We start from the raw sequence: 18,454 nt of genomic DNA, 5'->3' as shown, positions 1-18,454 counted from the left end.
TCTTGTCCTTGGGCAAGGGGGCCTTGGCCCCCTCTTCTTATATATGGGATGGGGTGGATTCAGGTGCGCTGGCGCAGGCGGCGCCAGAGCGTCAGCGGCAGCAACCAGAGCAGGTTGGCTGACCCGCCGCCGCTGCCGTCGTCCACCTGGAAGTGGATGATGCCGTCATCAGGCGGAGTGACCGGCTTGCTGCACTGGGCGCCGGTGCGCTGGCTGATGCTCCAGCCGTTGATGCGGCCCCGATTGCCGGGCTTGCTGTCCACTATCTCCAGGGTCCAGCGGCCGGCCAGCGGCTCCCCTTCCAGCGCGCTGAAGGGCTGCAGGGGCAGCAGCTCGGTGGGGAACACCCCCTTGAGGCGCGGCAATGGGCTGTAGCCCTTGTTCCAGATCTGGATGCGGGTGCCGGAGGGGGAGTTGAGCCAGATCTCCAGCTCATCGAGCGCCGGGTGTTGCAGATCCAGGTTCAGTTGCAGCCGGTCGCTCACCCTGGCCTCGCTGTTCTCTATCAGCAGGCTGGTTTCACTGAGGCCACGCACCTCGTCGCTAATGGCATCGCTCAAGGTGAGCGGCTGGCCGCTGGCACGGCTGACGATGGGGGCGCCGATGGGCAGGGTCAGCGACTGCTGCCACTGGCGCTCGGTCGGGCTGGTGCCGCTCATGGCGAGGCTGACCGGCAGCGCTACCTCGTCGCCACAGGCGAGCGGGCTCTGGGCCAGCAGGCGCAGGGTGGTGGTCATGCTGGCACCCGCCGCGAGGGTCGCCGGTTGCCAGCTGTAAGGATCGGCCTGCAACCCGGTTGGCAGGGTGAGAGCCAGCTCATTGAGGGTGACCGGCGCCTTGCCCTGGTTGGTGAGGGTCAGCTGCACCGACTGGCGCTGCCCCAGCTCGATGACGCTGCCATCACTGAGGCCCACATTGACCGGAGCCTGCAACAGGCCATGCTGGCGAAACGCCTGCTCCAGCAGCCTGGCATAAGGGCGCGCCGGGTAGAGCCGGGCGGCGGTATCCACCGTGATGCGGGCCAGTTGCGGCATGCGGATGGCCGGGCCGAGACCGAAGTGGGACTCGATGATCAGGCGATCAAACTCGTCCCGCGCCCCTTCGCCCTGCTCGGCGACCGCGGCCAGCAGCGCCTGGAACAGCGGGGTGCCCCACAGCTGGTCGCCATTGCTGCCGTTGATGGTGCGGTGGGCCGGGTAGTTGTAATCCGGGTGGTAGCGGGCGCGCAGATCGTCCAGCTGACGTGGGGTGCGGTCGGTGAAGCGGGCATCCCAGTTGAACACCATGGCGGGTTCGAACTGGCGGCCGGCTTCGCTGCGCTGGCGGTGGCTGGCGGCCAGGTAGTCGCTAAAGCCTTCGCCGATGGCGCCCCAGTCAGCCTCGTCCCCGAGATCCGGCACTATGTGATGCTGCACCGCATGGCCGAACTCGTGCCAGATGACCATGGGATCCTCGGCATCGGGCACGCCGCTGCGACCCAGCTCCAGCCGGCGCTCGAACGGATCGTAGAGGGAGTTGTCCTGATAGCCGGCCTCGGTGTCGATGTCGAGCGCCCCCGGAATGAGATCGACAAAGCCGAGGCGCTTGAGGTGGCGCTGGGCCAGATCCAGGTGGTAGTAGGCGTTGATGTCGGCAAAGCCGCGATCATCGCGGGTGAGACGAAACGCCTGCGGGTTGTCGGCGCTGAAGGGGGCGGTGTCCGGCTCCATGGCATCCACCACCCGGGCGTGGGGGCCGCTCAGCAGATAGCGTCCACCCGCCAGAGTGACCGGCAGCGGCACCTTGTCCTGATAGGCGGCGTCCGCCAGTTGCAGGGCTTCGTGCCAGACCAGGCTGGCATCGCGCAGCTGGGTACGGGGATCCGGATCGAATACCCGAGCCTCCAGCTGGGTGTCGCCGGCGTCGGCGACGCGGCTGGCCTGGGTGGTGGCGGCATCCATCCAGCGACCGAGCTCGCGGCTGCCGTCACAGCTGGCGAAGAGCTGCACATAGCTGGCCTTGGCGTTGCCCGCCTGATGCTCGCGCACCCGTTGGCGCAGGGCCGGCACCAGGGTGTCACCGTCGCGCCAGTACCAGGCTTCGACCGGACCAAGGGTGTCGATGTCGCTGCCGCCATCGCGCAGCTGCTCCAGCAAGGGATCCAGATTGCCGGCGGCGTCGCAGCCGGGTTCGTGGCTCTGCAGCGGCCGGCTGTTGTGATAGATGCGCCAGGGCTTGCCTGTTTGATCGACGCTGACGGCGGCCTGAATGGTGGCCACCGGCAGGCCGTTGACCAGCTGGCGGAAGCTGTAGTGATGGCCGAGCAGGCTGGCCCGCTCGTAGTCGGGGGCCAGGCTCACGCCAAGACGCTGCTCGAGCCACTGCTTCGGCGTGGTGGTCAGCGGTTGCTCATCGACAAACTGCAACTCGGCCGCCAGCAGCGGCTGGGAGAGCAGGGTTGTCGCCAGCCAGAGGGCCAGGGAAGAGGGTTTCATGGTTTACTCCAACACAAAAATGAGAAAAGGGATCACCGGCCGACTCCCGCCAGGGTGAGCAGGAAGGCGTACTCGCGGGCCGCCTGCTGGCGCGCGTTGCCCGGGCTGGTGCGGTGGCCGCCGTCGAGGGCCGTGCTGAGCAGATAGGGGCCCGCTCCCGTGCTGTGTTCCCGCAGGCGGGCCACCCACTTGAGCGGCTCCCAGTAGGGCACCTGACTGTCGTACAGCCCGGCCGTCACATAGACGGGGGGATAGGGGGCCGCATGTAGGTTGTCGTAAGGGCTCAGGCGGCGCATGGCGGCGTAATCGGCGGCAATGGCCGGGTTGCCCCACTCGGCGTACTCCTGGCGGGTGAGCGGCAGTTCGGGATCGCTCATGGTGCCGATGAGATCGACGAAGGGCACCTGCAGCACGGCCCCGGCGAAGCGGGTCGGTGCCTGGTTGAGGGCCGCCGCCACCAGCAGGCCGCCGGCGCTGCCGCCCATGGCAAACAGCCGGGCGGGGTCGATGGCGGGATCCCGGGCCAGCGCATCGGCCACGGTCAGGAAGTCGTCCACGCTGTGCTGCTTGTGGCGACCGCGCCCGGCCAGATACCACTCATCCCCCAGCATGCCGCCGCCGCGCACGTGGGCGATGGCGTAGACGAAGCCGCGATCCAGCAGGCTCAGCACCTGCGGCTGGTAGTAGGGGCGCATGGGGGTACCGTAGGCGCCATAGCCGTAGAGCAGCAGCGCCTTGGGGGTGTGGATGTCCTTGCGCCACACCAGGGAGACCGGCACCTTGACGCCATCCTTGCCCACTACCCAGCGGCGCTCGCTCTGGTAGGGGGAGGGGAGGGCGGCCCGGGTGTCCGGCAGCCAGCGGCCGCTGGCGAGATCGAGCAGGCGTTGGTGCGGCGGCTCGGCCATGCCCTGACGGCGGATCAGGATCTGCCCGCTGGCGGGGTCGTGGGCGCCCTGGATCCAGGCCGTGCCGGCCCCCTCGGTCAGCAGCAGGCGATGGCTGAGCCGGCCGCGGCCATCCAGCACGTCGAGCCAGTCATCTCCGTGATGGCGATACTGCAGCACCGTGTAGTCGGCAAACAGGCGCCACTTCTCGAGAGTCCTCTGCTCGCCAGACCAGAGCGGCTGCCACTCTCCCTTGGCCACCTGGCTCAGGTCGGCCACCTGATAGAGGCCGAGGGCACCGTCCCGGTTGCTCTTGAGCAGTACCCGCTCCCCCTGGGTGTCCAGGTAGTACTCGAGGCCAGCCTGACGGGCCTTGAGCAGAGCCGGTGTGCCCTCGTCCAGCAGATACTGCTCGGCACTGTCGTGGTTGTTGCTCTGCAGCAGCAGGTGGCGCCGATCCGTGGTGCGATAGAGGCTGAGCAGCCAGGCGGGGTCTGCCTCCTGGTGGATTTGCTGCTCCTTGCCATCGCGCCAGGCCCACAGCTGCCAGGGGCGCAGGGTGCGGGGTTCGTTGGCGATGGTGTAGAGGGTCTTGCCGTCCAGGCTCCAGAGCAGATCGCTGGCCCGGTGGGTCAGGGTCGCCAGGGGCTTGCCGTCGGCCAGATCGAGCAGGGTGATGCGGTAATCCCGATCGCCTTGTAGATCTTCGGCCAGGGCCAGCCAGCGCCCGTTCGGATGCAGGGCCCAGCTGGCGAGCTCGTAGTAGCCGCTGGCCGGCTGGCGGGCTGCCAGCCGTTGGCGGGGCTCAGCCTGCTCGTCGCTGCGCTGCCACAGGCTGCCGTCGGTGTCCATCCGCCACTGGCTGCCTGCCTCGCGCAGCCACTCTTGCGGCATGGGCTCACCGCGCGCCTGCGCCTGCCACTCGGCCTGCAGCGCCTGCTCCAGCGGCCGCTGCGCGGCGAGCTGCTGCTCGGTCCAGCGGTTCTGCTCGCCGAGCAGGGCCAGCAGGGCGGGATCCTGACGGCTATCGTCGCGCCAGCCGCCATAGGGATCGAGCCGGGCCCGCTCCCCCTGCATTGGCGGCGGGCGGTGAGGGATAAGCGGGGCCACGATCGGCGCCGAGGTGGCGACAGCCTGGCTCGGGGTATCGACAGGTGCAATGGCGGTAGGCTGAGCCGGCGCCGGATTGGCCAGCAGGCTGGCCAGCATCAGGAGTGCGTGCATCAGAGCCCCACGAAGGTGTAGCGCAGGCTGGCACTCAGGGAGCGGCCCGTCTGGGTGTAGAGGCCCGCATCCGTGCCTGCTTCCAGCCCGGCCACATCCTGATAGCGGGTGTAGCGGGTGTCGAGCAGGTTGTCGAGCTTGAGGTTGGCCTTGAGGGCGTCGGTGATCTGCCAGTCGGCGGTCAGGGCGAAGCTGAGCCAGCCGGCGGTTTTCAGGCACTCGCCCTGCTGCTGGGTCAGGCTGTTGCCACAGCTGGGCACCCGGCTCATGGCGGCGGCGTAGTCGGCCTGCAGCCCCAGGCTCCAGTCGTTGGCCTGATAGCTGAGGCGGGTGTTGCCCTCGAGCGGCGTGAGGTTGCGCGGCGATTCGCCCTGGCTGGTCTTGCCGTCGACCCAGCCCAGCTTGGTGGCCAGCTCCCACTGCTGGGTCAGCCAGTAGCTGGCGGCGATCTCGGCGCCCCAGGTTTCAGACTTGGCGACGTTGCGGTATTGACGGAGCATGACCCCGTCGCTCAGGCGAAAGCCCACCTGGCGCCAGTCGACGAAGTTGTAGTAGCGGTTGTAAAAGAGGGCCGGCTTGATGCTCCACTCATCCCCTTCGCCGCTCACCCCCCACTCGAAGCTGTGGCTGGTCTCCTCCTTGAGGTTAGGGTTGGCGATGATCTCGAACGGCGGCAGGGCAAAGTAGTGGGGGATGTTGCCGTACACCTTGTCGTAGGAGGGGGCGCTGAAGCCGTTGGCGTAGCTCAGCCAGCTGCGCCACTGCTCGTTGAAGCGGTAGCTGGTGGCCAGGCTCGGCGAGATATGCCAGCTGTGGTTGCTCTCGCCCCGGCCATCCTGCGGGCTTAGCCACTGCTGATCCATACGCAGGGTCGGGGTGAACTGCCACTGGCCCAGGGTCGCCACGTCTCCCAGCCAGATGCCGGCCCGATCGGTGCGGGCGCTGCTGAAGGGGGCGGACTGGGTGGGCTGGGGAATGCCGGCTTCCAGCATCAGCTTTTCCACCGGGCGCTCGTGCCGGGTGCGCGCCAGCTCGATGCCGTAGCTCAGCTTGTGCTCGATGGGGCCGGTGACCAGATCACGGCGGATATCCAGCTCGCTGCCGATCAGCTGTTCGGTGAAGGTGGCCAGCTCCCGCTCGCTGCGATAGCGGGGATAGCCGCTCAGCTCGTCATTTTGTAGCAGGCTGCGCTTGTTGGCGGTGTTCTTGGCGTAGTTGCCGTGCAGGTTCCAGGTAAAGCGGTCGGCCAGCGGGTGGCCGAGATCCTGCGCCTCCCAGCTCAGCTTGCCGCCCTGGGAGCGCTGGGTACCGTTCTCGCGATACTGGCGCACCTGCCACTTGCCGTCGGGCTGGGGAATTTCGCGCGGCCCCTGATCCCGCTTGGCGTTGTCTTCGAAGTAGTCGAGCTCGAGGCGCAGCAGATGCTGTTCATTGAGGGTAAGGCTGGAGCTGGTGGAGGCGCTGAGGCCATCGAGATCCGCCGGGATGCGGCTCTGGTCGTAGTTGGCGGTCTCGTGCCCCTGCCAGCCGGAGAGACGCAGCAGGTGGGCGCTCTCACCCCAGCGGGCGGCGCCGGTGGCGCTCAGTTTCTGCTTGTCGCTGCTGCCGTCGTGCAGCACCTTGCTGCTGAGGTAGGCATCCTGTCCCTGCAGGTAATCTTCCGGCTGCTTGGTGGTGATGACCACGGTGCCGCCGATGGCGTCCGAGCCGTGCAGGGCGGAGCCCGCCCCCTTGGCCACCTCGATTTGCTTGACGTCATCGAGATCGAAGCTGAAACGGCCCACCTTGTCGTTGAGATCGTCGGCGCCGAAGCCGTCGCTGACCCGGACCCCGTCCTTGATGATCAGCACCCGGTTGCCACCGATGCCGCGGATGCTGATGTTTTGCGGTCGGCCCGCCGAGCCGGTCACCGAGACGCCGGGTTCGTTCTTGAACACGTCGGTGAGCTCGGTGGCGATCTGGCGCTCCAGATCCTCTTCGGTGATGACGGTGATGGAACCCGAGATGTCGGACAGTTTCTGTTCGACCCGCTGACCCTTGACGACTATGGTTTCGCGCGCCTTGGGCGGGGTGGTGCCGGAGGTGTTTATGCCGGCGTGATCGCCGGCGGCCAGCGCTGTACCGGACAGCAGCATGGGCCAGTAGTGAAGCAGTGTTTTCATGTTGAGAATAATTATTATTTGAGCCTGAAGGCCGCGGATTATTGCAGAGAGGTCCAGCCAGATCAACGATTGATAATCATTATCATTTTGTTTTTATGATCCTGATCAGACTGCATTTTTTGATGAAGGCATCAGTAGCAACGCGGGCCAACGTTTGCGCCGGCAGGGCACTGGGCGGGCAGACCGGGGATAAAACGGGGGAGGGGGGCAAGGTGTTGGCTGAGGGCTTGGCAGCTCATGCCAAGGTGATATCGGCAATAAAAAAACCCGCTGCAGGAGCGGGTTTTCAAGGGGCAGGAGGCGGCTATCAGGGGGCGCGATAGAAGCGGTTCAGCTCGTTCATCACCTGGATCATGACGCCCATGTCGGGGGTGCCGTGCTTGATGGGACGGTAGCTGTTTCGCTCCAGCAGCTCGAAGTCACCCTGTTTGTTGAAGTGGGTGATGGTGTTGCCCTGATAGATGGCAAAGTCGCGTTGATCCCCCGCCAGCAGCCAGTTGCGCGGGCTGGTGTCGAACAGGTTGCGGCCGATGCTGTAGTCCCGTGGCGCATTGCGCACTCCCAGCATGCTCTGCATCAGGGTCGGTACCAGATCCAAGTGGCTGCTCACCGGGCTCGTCGGCAGGGTATCGTTGCCCGGCCAGGCCAGCACGAACGGCACCTGCACCTGATAGGGCGAGTAGTTGGTGCCATAGCCCCAGCTGTTGTTCTGGGTCTCGTTGAACTCCTGACCATGGTTGGCGGTGACCACGACGATGGTCTGCTCGCCAAGCCCCTGCTGTTGCAGCTGGGCCAGCATCTGTTCCAGCAACTGGTCGGTATAGAAGACCGCGTTCTTGTAGCGGTTCTCCAGCTTCACCAGATTCTCGGCCTGATAGGCGGTGGCCGGGTTGAACTTGGTGAGCTCCGGCTGGAAGGGCCCCTTCACGTTGGCCGGCAGCTGGTAGTCACCCGGGCTCGACAGATAGACCAGCGAGAACCAGGGGCGGTCCGGTGAGCGCTTGGCAAGCCACTGCTGCCAGTCGCCGATGAGCTGGGTGTCGTCGGTCTGCTCGGAGACGAACACCTGCTTGCGCAGGCCGGAGAGAATGCTCTGACGGTACTTCTGGGCATCTTCCAGCGCGCCGAACAGGCCGAACTGGTAGTCCTGGCGCAGCATCTCGTCGAACAGCACCGGTGGCGTCTTGTCGTTGCGAATGTCGTCGTAGTAGTGGCCCGGCAGGCCGTAGAACAGGCTGAACATCCCCATCACATCGTCGTTGCCGCCGCTCATGTGGTTGGCAAAGTTGAGGTGCTGATCCGCATAGCGCTGCAGATTGGGCATGTTGATGTTGTTGAGCATGTCGGCCCGCAGGGAGTCGACCACCACGATCAGCAGGTTCTTGTGGGTCAGCGGAGCGTTGACGCTGAGCGGGCGCAGCGGGTAGCGCAAGCGGCTCGCATTGTCACCATCCTGTGATTCGGCCTTCTTCTCGTACTGATCCAGATCCAGCCAGCCGTGCTTGGCGAGGAAGCTCTTGGCGGTCATCGGGTAGGAGAGCGGGAAGTTGGCGCGCTGCATGGTGATGGGCTGATACAGGGTGGCATCGGCCCAGCTGTTGACCACGTGGGTCAGAATGAAGCAGACCAGCAGGGCCAGCCCCACCTGATTGCCGTACTGACGGCGCTTGCGCTTGTTGATCTTGCGCCAGACATAGGCCGACAGCAGCAGCTGCACCAGGAAGATGGTGGGCACGGCAACGAAGATGATGCTCCAGATCGAGCCCTCCTCGGTCTGGGCCTGATCCAGCAGCAACTGCCACACCTGGCCGTTGAGGTGGAACTTGAACAGCTGGAACACTTGGGTGTCGATGAGCAGCAGCACCAGCGCCAGGGTGGCGATGATGGCCGAGATGAAGCGCAGCGGCTTCTCTTTGGGCAGCACGAAACTCAGGGGGAAGATCGTCAACAGATAGGTGACAAAGCTCAGAAACGAGAAGTGACCGATCCAGCTGATGATGAGATAGGTCACGCCGAGCGTGGTCGACGGCCAGCTGATCGCCCCCAGGTAGCGGGTGGCAATCAGCATGGCCAGAATGATGTTGAAGAAGGAGAACCAATGCCCCCAGGTGATCAGGCGAGAAACATTATCACGATAGGGGTTGCCGGTTTCGACCATAGTGATCCATCTGCTTGAAAAACATCAAAGAATGCGAAGAGACTCAGTGAGCATCGTGGCGATGATCCACCGAGGCGGTGAGCGCCTGGATGTATTTTTCGGTGATCGCCTGACGCTGGGCCGGGGCCATGCCATTGATGATATTGGTGGTCAGGTTGCCGAGCACCATCAGACTCAGATCCACCGGCGCCTTGTGCTTCTCCAGGGCGGTGATCAGGTCGTTCATCAGGGCGTCAAACTGCTCGTTATTGTACTTTGATACGATGGGCATAATCTTGGGTTCATCTCGGTTCAAAGCGCCTTATAATACTTCACCCTTTCGGCTAACACTATGGCTTTGTGACATGAGTCTCGATATCGACAAGATCATTCTTCACTCCCTGCGCCAGGGCGGCGATGGTCAACCTCACGCCGACACCCGCAGCCAGCTTCTGCCTGCCGATGAGGCGGTACAGGGGCTGATGGCGGAGCTGCATCGCATTTACAACGGCAAGGGGGGCAAGGGCTTCGGCTTCTTTGCCGACCCCGAGGCCGCCGTCGCCGAGCTGGCGGAGGGGGAGAGCGCCCCCAAACAGCCTTCTCCGCTCTTTCGCATCGCCCTCGAACGGCTGCTCGGCGAACAGACCGACTTCGTCCCCTTTTCGGTCGAGATGACCCAGTTGCTGGTCAAGCAGCTGGTGGAGCACGCCCTCGACGAGCAGGGGGTGCTGCTGTTTGCCAAATACAACTACGTGGGGGTGGATTATCTGATGATCGCCCTGCTGGAGGGCAAGGAGAGCGTCACCGTCAGCGAGGCACTGGAGCTGCGTCACATCCAGTATCTGGATATCGGCAAATTGAACCTGGTGGCCCGCATCGATCTGACCGAATGGAAAACCCAGCCGGATTCACGCCGTTATATCACTTTCAGCAAGGGCCGGGTCGGTCGCAAGCTGGGTGACTTTTTCATGGATTTACTGGGTGCCCGCGAGGGGATGGATGCCAAGATCCAGAATAAGGGGCTGCTGCAGGCGGTGGACGATTATTGCGACAGCCGCCAGCTCGAGCCGGCCGAGCGCAACGACTACAAGAAACAGGTCTTCAAATATTGCACCGAGCAGGCCAGCGCCGGTGAAGAGATCGAGATCAAGGAGCTGTCGGCGGAATTGCCGGGCGATGGCGATCTCGATTTTTACAGCTTCATCGGTCAGGAGTATGAACTGGAAGATCGCTTCCCGGCTGATCGCTCCACCCTGCGCGGCTTGACCAAGTTCGTCGGCTCCGGTGGCGGGCTGACTTTGAGCTTCGAGCAGAAGCTGCTCAACAGCCGGGTGTTCTACGATCCCCAGACCGATACCCTGACCATCAAGGGGGTCCCGCCCAACCTCAAGGATCAGCTGCTGCGCCAGTCGTAATGTGATCTGCTTTCCAGTTTTGGCAAAAAGACACCGCACTTCGCTGCGGTGTCTTTTTATTTAACGGGGTAGGCAGCAGCGAAACCAACTCGGTGCTTTGTTAACAAATTAAACAGAATAATCCCCGTGAAAGGGTTTTCAGTGAGGTGAAAACCCTTTCATTCATGTTTTTTTATTTCTCTTTGGTAATTTACTTTCTTAATTTGGCGATAAATATGCCAATAAATGGCGATAACCCCCTGAAATAAGAAAATGTTTTCAGAACTTTCTGGAAGAAAATACGTAATTGCGTTTCAAAAATGCGAGTTGCGTCATGTGAGGCGGTAACGGCTTGGGATAATATTCATCTCGCACACAATGCTCTTACAGCGCGGAACTAATACAAGGAAAGGCTCATGAAAAAGAAATTGCTGTCATCCCTGATCGGTCTGGCTACTCTGGGCGTGGCTTGCTCTGCCACTGCCGCCATTGACGAAGGTCAACTGACCATCTGGATTAACGGTGACAAGGGATACAATGGTCTGGCCGAAGTAGGTAAGAAGTTTGAAGCCGAAACCGGCATCAAGGTGACGGTTGCGCACCCTGATCAGGTGGAAGTGAAATTCCAGCAAGCCGCTGCCACCGGCAACGGCCCGGACATCTTCTTCTGGGCTCACGACCGTTACGGTGAGTGGGTCAAGGCCGGTCTGCTGGTCCCCGTGACCCCGAATGCAGCCACCAAAGCCAAGTTTGAACAGTTCGCCTGGGATGCCATGACCGTCGATGGCAAGACCTACGGCTACCCGGTTGCCGTGGAAGCGGTCAGCCTGATTTACAACAAGGATCTGCTGCCGGAGCCGCCGAAGACCTTCGAAGAGATCGCCAAGATTGACGAGACTCTGAAGAAGAACGGCAAGCGCGCCATCATGTGGGCCTATGACACCCCCTATTTCAGCTACCCGCTGGTGGCTGCCAACGGTGGTTATGCCTTCAAGAAAACCGCTACTGGTTATGACGTGAAAGATACCGGCGTGGCCAACGCGGGTGCCAAGGCCGGTGTCGGCTACATCTCCGAGATGATCAAGTCCGGTCACCTGGAAAAAGGCATCGACTACGGTGTGATGGACGCCAAGTTCAACAAGGGCGAAGTGGCCATGATGATCAACGGTCCCTGGGCCTGGAGCAACCTGGACAAGAGCGGCATCAAGTACGGCGTAGCGCCGCTGCCGACCCTGAAGGGTAAACCGGCCAAGGCCTTCGTCGGCGTGCTGGGTGCCACCATCAACGCCGCCAGCCCGAACAAGGATCTGGCCATCGAGTTCCTGGAAAACTACCTGCTGACCGACGCCGGTCTGGCACCGGTCAACGCCGACAAGCCGCTGGGCGCCGTGGCGCTGAAGTCCTTCCAGAAGACCCTGGAATCCGACCCGCACATCAAGGCAACCATGCAAAACGCCCAGAATGGCGAGCCGATGCCGTCCGTGCCTGAGATGAGCCGTTTCTGGTCCTCCTTCGAAACTGCCCTCAAGAACGTAACCTCCGGCCGTCAGAGCGTTGACGAAGCCTTGGATACCGCTGCCAAGCGTATCGTTCAGTAAGCACGCACTACCCGGGAGGCCGCAACGGCCTCCCACTCTCTCAAATCTCTCTTGGCGTTATAAAGGTTAATTGGCATGGAAGTAGTACCTTCTATTGAATCCTATGCCGGTCCGAAGGATAAGCACACCTGGCTTAAGTGGACCATTGCTGCTCTGGTAGCCATCCTCAACGGTTATGCAGCCGTGATGATGTACGCCAGCGGTGAGTGGGTATTCGCTCTGCTGGATCTGGTGGTGGTCTCCGTCGGTCTGTATGTCTTCATGAACAAGAAGACCTATGCCCACCGCTATATCTTCCCCGGTGTGGCCGGCATGGTTGTTTTTATCATCTTCCCTCTTGCCTACACGATCGGCATCGCCTTCACCAACTATTCGGGATCCAACCTGCTCTCCATCGAGCAGGCGCGGGATTACCATCTGAAAAAAACCTACAAGGTGGCGGGCGGTGAATTCGATTTCACCCTCTTGGGTGGTGAGAACAATCAGTTTCAGCTGCTGCTGAAACAGGACGACCAATCCTTTATCAGTCAACCCGTTACCCTGATGAGCAACAAGGCCCGTGAACTGGCTGTCCGCGAGGGCAGAGTCCATGAACCGGTGCAGGTTGTTCAGCTGCAACACCTGGCAGGGGAGGCCGTGGACAAGGTGGCTCCCATCCGGGCCATCGTCGACCATCGCACCCACCTGAGCGCACTCGATCTGGTGCTGCCGGATGGCGGAACCCACCTGACCCTGAGCAGCCTGCGCAAGTTCGCCGCCCAGAAACAGCAGTACACCCGTCTGCTGGACGGTGCCGTGCTCAAGTCCGGGGTGGTGATCAAAGACAGCAACCTGCTGCGTGACAACCAGAGCGGCGAGCTGATGCTGCCCAACGGCGACACCGGCTTCTATCAATACATCGACGAGCAGGGCCAGTTTGTCGGCAAGAGCGTGGCGCCAGGCTTCGTGGTGAGCGTGGGCTGGAAGAACTTCGCCCGCATCGTCACCGATCCGGGTATCCAGGCACCGTTCCTGCAGATCTTCATCTGGACCGTGATCTTCTCCGCCTGTTCGGTGGGCTTCACCCTGGCCATCGGCATGGTGCTGGCCTGTCTGGTGCAGTGGGAGTCCCTCAAGGGGCGCGGCTTCTACCGGGTCATGCTGATCCTGCCCTATGCCATCCCGGCGTTCATCTCCATCCTGGTGTTCAAGGGCTTGTTCAACCAGAACTTCGGTGAGATCAACCTGTTCCTGGAAGCGGCGTTCGGCATCAAGCCGGACTGGTATACCAACCCCTTCCTGGCCAAGGTGATGATCCTCATCGTCAACACCTGGCTTGGCTACCCCTACATGATGATCCTCTGCATGGGGCTGCTCAAAGCCATTCCGGAAGATCTCTATGAAGCGTCCGCCATGGACGGTGCCGGTCCGGTGCAGAACTTCTTCAAGATCACAGTGCCGCTCTTGATGAAGCCGCTGACGCCGCTGTTGATTGCCTCGTTCGCCTTCAACTTCAACAACTTCGTGCTCATCCAGTTGTTGACCAACGGCGCGCCGGACATCATAGGCGCCAGCACCCCGGCCGGTACCACCGACTTGCTGGTGAGCTACACCTACCGGATCGCGTTCCAGGGCTCGGGTGGTCAGGACTACGGTCTGGCCAGTGCCATCGCCACCGCCATCTTCCTCATCGTGGGTGCGCTGGCCTTGCTCAACCTGAAATTGTCCAAAGCCGACAAGCAACTGTAAGGAGGCTTCAACATGGCAATCGTACAACCCAAATCAGTCAAATACCGGGTGTGGGCAACCCACCTGGTGATGTGGGGCTTCCTGGCACTGATCATCTTCCCGCTGATCATGGTCATCGCCATCTCGTTTAGAAACGGCAACTTCGCGGTAGGGGAGATCATCCCCTCCAACCCGACCCTGGATCACTGGAAGCTGGCGCTGGGCATGTCCATCACCAACGCCGACGGCAGCATCACGCCGCCGCCGTTCCCGGTGCTGACCTGGCTGTGGAACTCCATCAAGATCGCGGGCATCACCGCCCTGATGATCGTGGTGCTCTCCACCACCTGTGCCTACGCCTTTGCCCGCCTGCGTTTTCGTGGCAAGTCCACCATCCTGCAGGGCATGCTGATTTTCCAGATGTTCCCGGCGGTGCTGGCACTGGTGGCCATCTACGCGCTCTTCAACAAGATTGGTGACTACATCCCCTGGCTGGGTCTCAACACCCACGGCGGCCTGATCCTGGCCTACATGGGCGGCATCGCCCTGCACGTCTGGACCATCAAGGGCTACTTCGAGACCATCGACTCCTCCCTCGAGGAAGCGGCGGCCATCGACGGTGCGACTCCGTGGCAGGCATTCCGCCTGATCCTGCTGCCGCTGTCGGTGCCCATCCTGGCGGTGGTGTTCATCCTGGCCTTCATCGGTTCCATTACCGAGGTGCCCATGGCCTCCATCCTGTTGCAGGATGTGAACAATCTGACCCTGGCGGTCGGGGCCCAGCAGTACCTCTATCCGCAGAACTACCTGTGGGGTGACTTTGCCGCAGCCGCCGTGCTGTCGGGCTTCCCCATCACGGTTGTCTTCCTGCTGGCACAGCGCTGGTTGGTAGGTGGTCTCACTGCCGGCGGCGTGAAAGGTTAAGGTTCATGGCCGGGGGAGCCGACTCCCCCCGCCATCACGATTTGCAAAGATTCAAGAGCGGAGCTCGACATGGCTGAAGTAGTACTCAACAACGTTCGCAAAAATTACGACCCGGCTGTTCACAAGGACACCCTGCGCAATATCAACCTGGCCATCAAGGAAGGGGAGTTCATCGTCTTCGTCGGTCCGTCAGGTTGCGGCAAGTCCACCTTGCTGCGGATGATCGCGGGTCTGGAAGACATCACCAGCGGGGAGCTGACCATCGGCGGTCGTTACATGAACGACGTGCCGCCGGTAGAGCGCAACGTGGGCATGGTGTTCCAGTCCTACGCCCTCTATCCGCACATGAACATCTACGAGAACATGGCCTTCGGCCTCAAGCTCAAGAAGATGGACAAGGAGAACATCCACAAGCGGGTGATGCGCGCCGCCGAGATCCTGGGTCTCGAGCCGCTGCTGGACCGCAAGCCCAAGGCACTCTCCGGCGGTCAGCGCCAGCGGGTCGCCATCGGCCGATCCATCGTCCAGCAGCCGCAGGTGTTCCTGTTTGACGAACCCCTCTCCAACCTGGATGCCGCCCTGCGGGTCAAGATGCGCATCGAGATCGCCAAGCTGCACAAGGAGCTCAACTCCACCATCATCTACGTGACCCACGACCAGGTGGAGGCCATGACGCTAGCCAACCGCATCGTGGTGCTGAGCCCGCTCAAGGGCGAGGCGACCACCAACCTGGAGCAGTTCGGCACCCCGCTCGAGCTCTACCACAACCCGGACAACAAGTTCGTGGCCGGCTTCATCGGCTCTCCCAAGATGAACTTCCTGGCTGGCGAGCTGGTGGAGATTGGCGAGCAGGAGTGCGTGGTCAAGCTGACCACCGGCGATACCGTGCGTGCCCGGGTCGATGCCCGCAGCGGCGCGGTCGGCGACAAGGTGGAGCTGGGCATTCGTCCCGAGCACCTGGTGCCGCTGGATCACCCCCATGCCGACAGCAAGGTGAGCGGGGTGGTGCAGGTGGCCGAACACCTGGGGGCCGAATCCTTCGTCTACATGGACGTGGCTGGGCACGACTTCACCGTCAAGGCCAGCTCCGACGTGGATGTGGCCACCGGCCAGCAGTACAGCGTCGGCATTCCAGCCGAAGCCTGCTACCTGTTCGATGCCAAGGAGCAAGCCTTCCCGCGCACAGCCAAATACATCCGCACCTGACCAGGGGCGGCTGCCGAGGTTTTCCTTTCTTTAGATTCAATGCCTTTTTGCCGGTCGCAAGACCGGCTTTTTATTGCCTGCCGTTTGGCGAGAACGGCAGGCGAAGTGGCAGGGCTCAGCCCTCGAGTGCGGCGGTAATGTCGGGCACGAAGTGCTGGCTGGTCAGCGGTGGGCGCTCATACCCCTCGGTGTTGATGGGGGGCAGGGTGATGGGTTCGTAGTGGATCGCCTCATAGGGCACCTTGCCCAGCAGGTGGGAGATGCAGTTGAGGCGGGCGCGGCGCTTGTCGTCCGCCTCCACCACGAACCAGGGGCAATCCTCGGTGTCGGTGTAGGTGAACATGTCGTCCTTGGCGCGGGAGTACTCCACCCAGCGCGAGCGGGACTGCAGGTCCATCGGGCTGAACTTCCAGCGCTTGATGGGGGTGTTGATCCGCTCCTTGAACCGTTTCTCCTGCTCCTCGTCGCTGACCGAGAACCAGTATTTGATCACCGTGATGCCGGAGCGGATCAGCATCCGCTCGAACTCGGGGCAGGCGCGCAGAAACTCGCGATACTCGTTGTCGCTGCAAAAGCCCATCACCCGTTCGACCCCGGCCCGGTTGTACCAGGAGCGGTCGAACAGCACCATCTCGCCGGCGGCGGGCAGGTGCGCCACGTAGCGCTGAAAGTACCACTGGGAGCGCTCGCGATCCGAGGGGGCGGGCAGCGCCGTGACCCGGCAGACCCGGGGGTTGAGCGGCTCGGTGATCGCCTTGATGACGCCCCCCTTGCCGGCGGCGTCACGGCCCTCGAACAGCACCACCACTTTCAGCCCCTCCTGCTTGACCCACTCCTGCAGCTTGACCAGCTCCTCCTGCATATGGGCCAGGTGGTGTTCGTAGGTCTTCTTGTCCAGGCGCGGGCGTTTCTTGCTCTTGTCCTTCGGCATGCTCTTCTCCTTATTGACACTTTTCCAGATTGCACCAGGCAGGCGTCACTGCCAAGAGGGTCGTGCTACACTGCCGCCCCGTCAATAGTCGGCACCAGAAACAGGAGAAAACATGAAGCAATTTATGGAGATCGCGGGCCGCCAAATGGCCTATCTGGACGAGGGGCAGGGCCCGGTACTGTTGTTTGGTCACAGCTACCTGTGGGACAGCGCCATGTGGGCGCCGCAAATCGAGGCCCTCAAGGGGCACTATCGCTGCATCGTGCCCGAGCTGTGGGGCCACGGCGATTCCGACGTGCTGCCCGAGGGGGCCTGCACCCTGGCAACCCTGGCCCGCGATCATCTGGCGCTGCTCGATGCGCTCGGCATCGATGAGTTCGTGCTGGTGGGTCTCTCCATCGGCGGCATGTGGGGCGTCGAGTTGGCACGCATGGCTCCCGCACGCCTCAAGGGCCTGGTGCTGATGGACAGCTTCGTCGGCCTCGAGCCGCAGATCACCTGCGAGCGCTACCTCGGCATGCTGGCGATGATCGAGCAGCTTGGCACCATCCCGGCCCCCATCGTCGAACAGGTGGCGCCGCTGTTTTTTGCCGACCAGCCGGATGCCAACCTGATGAGCGGTTTCAAGGCGCGTCTCGCCGCCTGGCCGGCCGACAAGGTGGCCACCATGGTGGCAGTGGGCCGCAGCTTCGTGACCCGCGAGGATCGCATCGAGTGGCTGGAAGCGATCAGCGTGCCTGCGCTGGTGATGACCGGCAGTCAGGACAAGGCGCGGCCAGTGCTGGAAGGCTATCTGATGGCCGAGGTGCTGGGTTGCCCGTTCAAGGAGGTCCCAGCGGCCGGCCACATCGCCTCGCTGGAGAACCCCGCCTTCGTCAATGAGCAGCTCGGCGCGTTTCTGGCTGCGCTCTAAGGCGTGTGCCGCAGATGAAAAGGGGAGCCGATGGCTCCCTTTTTGTTTTGCGCGGATGTGATCTTGTCGTTGCCTGCTATGCCGACTACCAGATGTAGCCGATCCCCACGCCGGCATAGAGTTCGCCAGTGTGCTGGACCAGCGGGCTGTGCTCGATATCGCCGTCGTACCATTCGTAGTTCATGGCAAACATGCCGATCCAGTCGGGACTGAAGCGATAGCTGGTGATGAGCGCCGCCATGGGGGAGAGGGTGGCGCCGGTATCCCAGGCCGGCCGCTGGGCGTTGGCCTCATGCTCGGCGATGCCGCCGAAGTAGTAGTTGGCCATCTTGTCGCTGCGCAGCATCAGCCCCATCCCCGGCATGATCAGCAGCTTGTCGCGCAGGATGGGAAAATCGGCCCACAGCAGCAGCTCCTGACCCTTGCTGCGGCCGCTGATGTCGCTGCTGGCCCGCACGGTCAAGAGGGCGTAGGGAGTGATGAGGTTGCCACCGATCCCGCCTTCCAGCTGCCCCTTGCGCTCGTCCATGCCGGTAAACGCCGGTTCATCGGCGGGATCCAGGTTGCCAAAGCGCACCCGGCCATAACCGTAGAGGGCGACGCGTTCATCCTTGTGCAGGTAGTAGCGGGCTCGGTCTCCCAGGTACATGAATTGCTCGCCGAAATAGAGAAAGCCCGGGATGGGGTAGAGGGTGTTGTCCTGTGCCTGATAGCGGGCCTGCCCGCCAAGGAGGACGGCGCCGCCCACCAGCCCCCGCGGCACCGGGCTGCTGGGGTTGGCACTGGAGAGCAGATCCAGCGAGCCGAGGTCGATGTCGGCCCGGGCTGGCAGCACGGTGAGGAGCAGGGCCGCCAGCCCTGCCCGCTTGATGGATTGCAATACGCGCATGGACACTC

The 18,454-nt window shown here is 62.7% G+C and carries 13 protein-coding genes; 6 read left to right on the top strand and 7 right to left on the bottom strand.

The window, feature by feature from the left end:
* Positions 1-59: 59 nt before the first annotated feature.
* The 5 genes from PG900_RS05690 to PG900_RS05670 form a co-directional block, all read right to left on the bottom strand.
* A complete protein-coding gene (locus PG900_RS05690; RefSeq protein WP_270798345.1) occupies positions 60-2,474 on the bottom strand; it encodes a proprotein convertase P-domain-containing protein in 2,415 nt (804 codons plus the stop codon).
* Positions 2,475-2,506: 32 nt separating this feature from the next.
* Positions 2,507-4,585 (bottom strand): prolyl oligopeptidase family serine peptidase, encoded by a 2,079-nt coding sequence (locus tag PG900_RS05685; protein ID WP_270831063.1) that lies wholly within the window; start codon positions 4,583-4,585, stop codon positions 2,507-2,509.
* Positions 4,585-6,747 carry a TonB-dependent hemoglobin/transferrin/lactoferrin family receptor gene (locus PG900_RS05680; protein ID WP_270831062.1) on the bottom strand — a complete coding sequence of 721 codons (2,163 nt, stop codon included), beginning with the start codon at positions 6,745-6,747 and terminating at the stop codon, positions 4,585-4,587. The genes PG900_RS05685 and PG900_RS05680 overlap by 1 nt, the downstream gene beginning before the upstream one ends.
* Before the next feature lie 307 nt (positions 6,748-7,054).
* Positions 7,055-8,905, bottom strand: a complete 1,851-nt coding sequence (locus PG900_RS05675) for a DUF3413 domain-containing protein (protein WP_016350314.1) — start codon at positions 8,903-8,905, stop codon at positions 7,055-7,057.
* Between the two features lie 43 nt (positions 8,906-8,948).
* Positions 8,949-9,176 (bottom strand): DUF1414 domain-containing protein, encoded by a 228-nt coding sequence (locus tag PG900_RS05670; RefSeq protein ID WP_011705556.1) that lies wholly within the window; start codon positions 9,174-9,176, stop codon positions 8,949-8,951.
* A gap of 73 nt (positions 9,177-9,249) precedes the next feature.
* Here PG900_RS05670 and yejK point away from each other — a divergent pair, with 73 nt between their 5' ends.
* From yejK to PG900_RS05645, 5 genes are all read left to right on the top strand, one after another.
* The gene (gene yejK / locus PG900_RS05665) at positions 9,250-10,299 is read left to right on the top strand and encodes a nucleoid-associated protein YejK (RefSeq protein ID WP_016350315.1); all 1,050 of its coding nucleotides are present in this window, start codon (positions 9,250-9,252) and stop codon (positions 10,297-10,299) included.
* Positions 10,300-10,694: 395 nt separating this feature from the next.
* Positions 10,695-11,876 (top strand): maltose/maltodextrin ABC transporter substrate-binding protein MalE, encoded by a 1,182-nt coding sequence (malE, locus tag PG900_RS05660; protein WP_011705558.1) that lies wholly within the window; start codon positions 10,695-10,697, stop codon positions 11,874-11,876.
* A 75-nt stretch (positions 11,877-11,951) separates the two neighbouring features.
* The gene (gene malF, locus PG900_RS05655; protein ID WP_024943710.1) at positions 11,952-13,604 is read left to right on the top strand and encodes a maltose ABC transporter permease MalF; all 1,653 of its coding nucleotides are present in this window, start codon (positions 11,952-11,954) and stop codon (positions 13,602-13,604) included.
* Between the two features lie 12 nt (positions 13,605-13,616).
* Positions 13,617-14,507 carry a maltose ABC transporter permease MalG gene (gene malG / locus PG900_RS05650; RefSeq protein ID WP_005299600.1) on the top strand — a complete coding sequence of 297 codons (891 nt, stop codon included), beginning with the start codon at positions 13,617-13,619 and terminating at the stop codon, positions 14,505-14,507.
* Positions 14,508-14,576: 69 nt separating this feature from the next.
* Positions 14,577-15,713 carry an ABC transporter ATP-binding protein gene (locus PG900_RS05645; RefSeq protein WP_011705560.1) on the top strand — a complete coding sequence of 379 codons (1,137 nt, stop codon included), beginning with the start codon at positions 14,577-14,579 and terminating at the stop codon, positions 15,711-15,713.
* 115 nt (positions 15,714-15,828) lie between these two features.
* Here the strand turns inward: PG900_RS05645 and ppk2 are convergent, their stop codons facing one another.
* Entirely contained in the window at positions 15,829-16,644 is an 816-nt protein-coding gene (gene ppk2, locus PG900_RS05640; RefSeq protein WP_270831061.1) for a polyphosphate kinase 2, read from the bottom strand.
* A gap of 112 nt (positions 16,645-16,756) precedes the next feature.
* On the opposite strand from ppk2, the gene PG900_RS05635 reads away from it, so the two are divergent.
* The gene (locus PG900_RS05635) at positions 16,757-17,557 is read left to right on the top strand and encodes an alpha/beta fold hydrolase (protein ID WP_270831060.1); all 801 of its coding nucleotides are present in this window, start codon (positions 16,757-16,759) and stop codon (positions 17,555-17,557) included.
* 85 nt (positions 17,558-17,642) lie between these two features.
* Here the strand turns inward: PG900_RS05635 and PG900_RS05630 are convergent, their stop codons facing one another.
* The gene (locus tag PG900_RS05630; protein WP_270831059.1) at positions 17,643-18,446 is read right to left on the bottom strand and encodes a MipA/OmpV family protein; all 804 of its coding nucleotides are present in this window, start codon (positions 18,444-18,446) and stop codon (positions 17,643-17,645) included.
* Between the last annotated feature and the right edge of the window lie 8 nt (positions 18,447-18,454).

It is taken from the genome of Aeromonas sp. QDB03, from assembly GCF_027707985.1.
Taxonomy (GTDB): domain Bacteria; phylum Pseudomonadota; class Gammaproteobacteria; order Enterobacterales; family Aeromonadaceae; genus Aeromonas; species Aeromonas hydrophila.
Note: the sequence above shows the minus strand (reverse complement) of the source record. Positions and strands in the feature narration are given on the sequence as shown.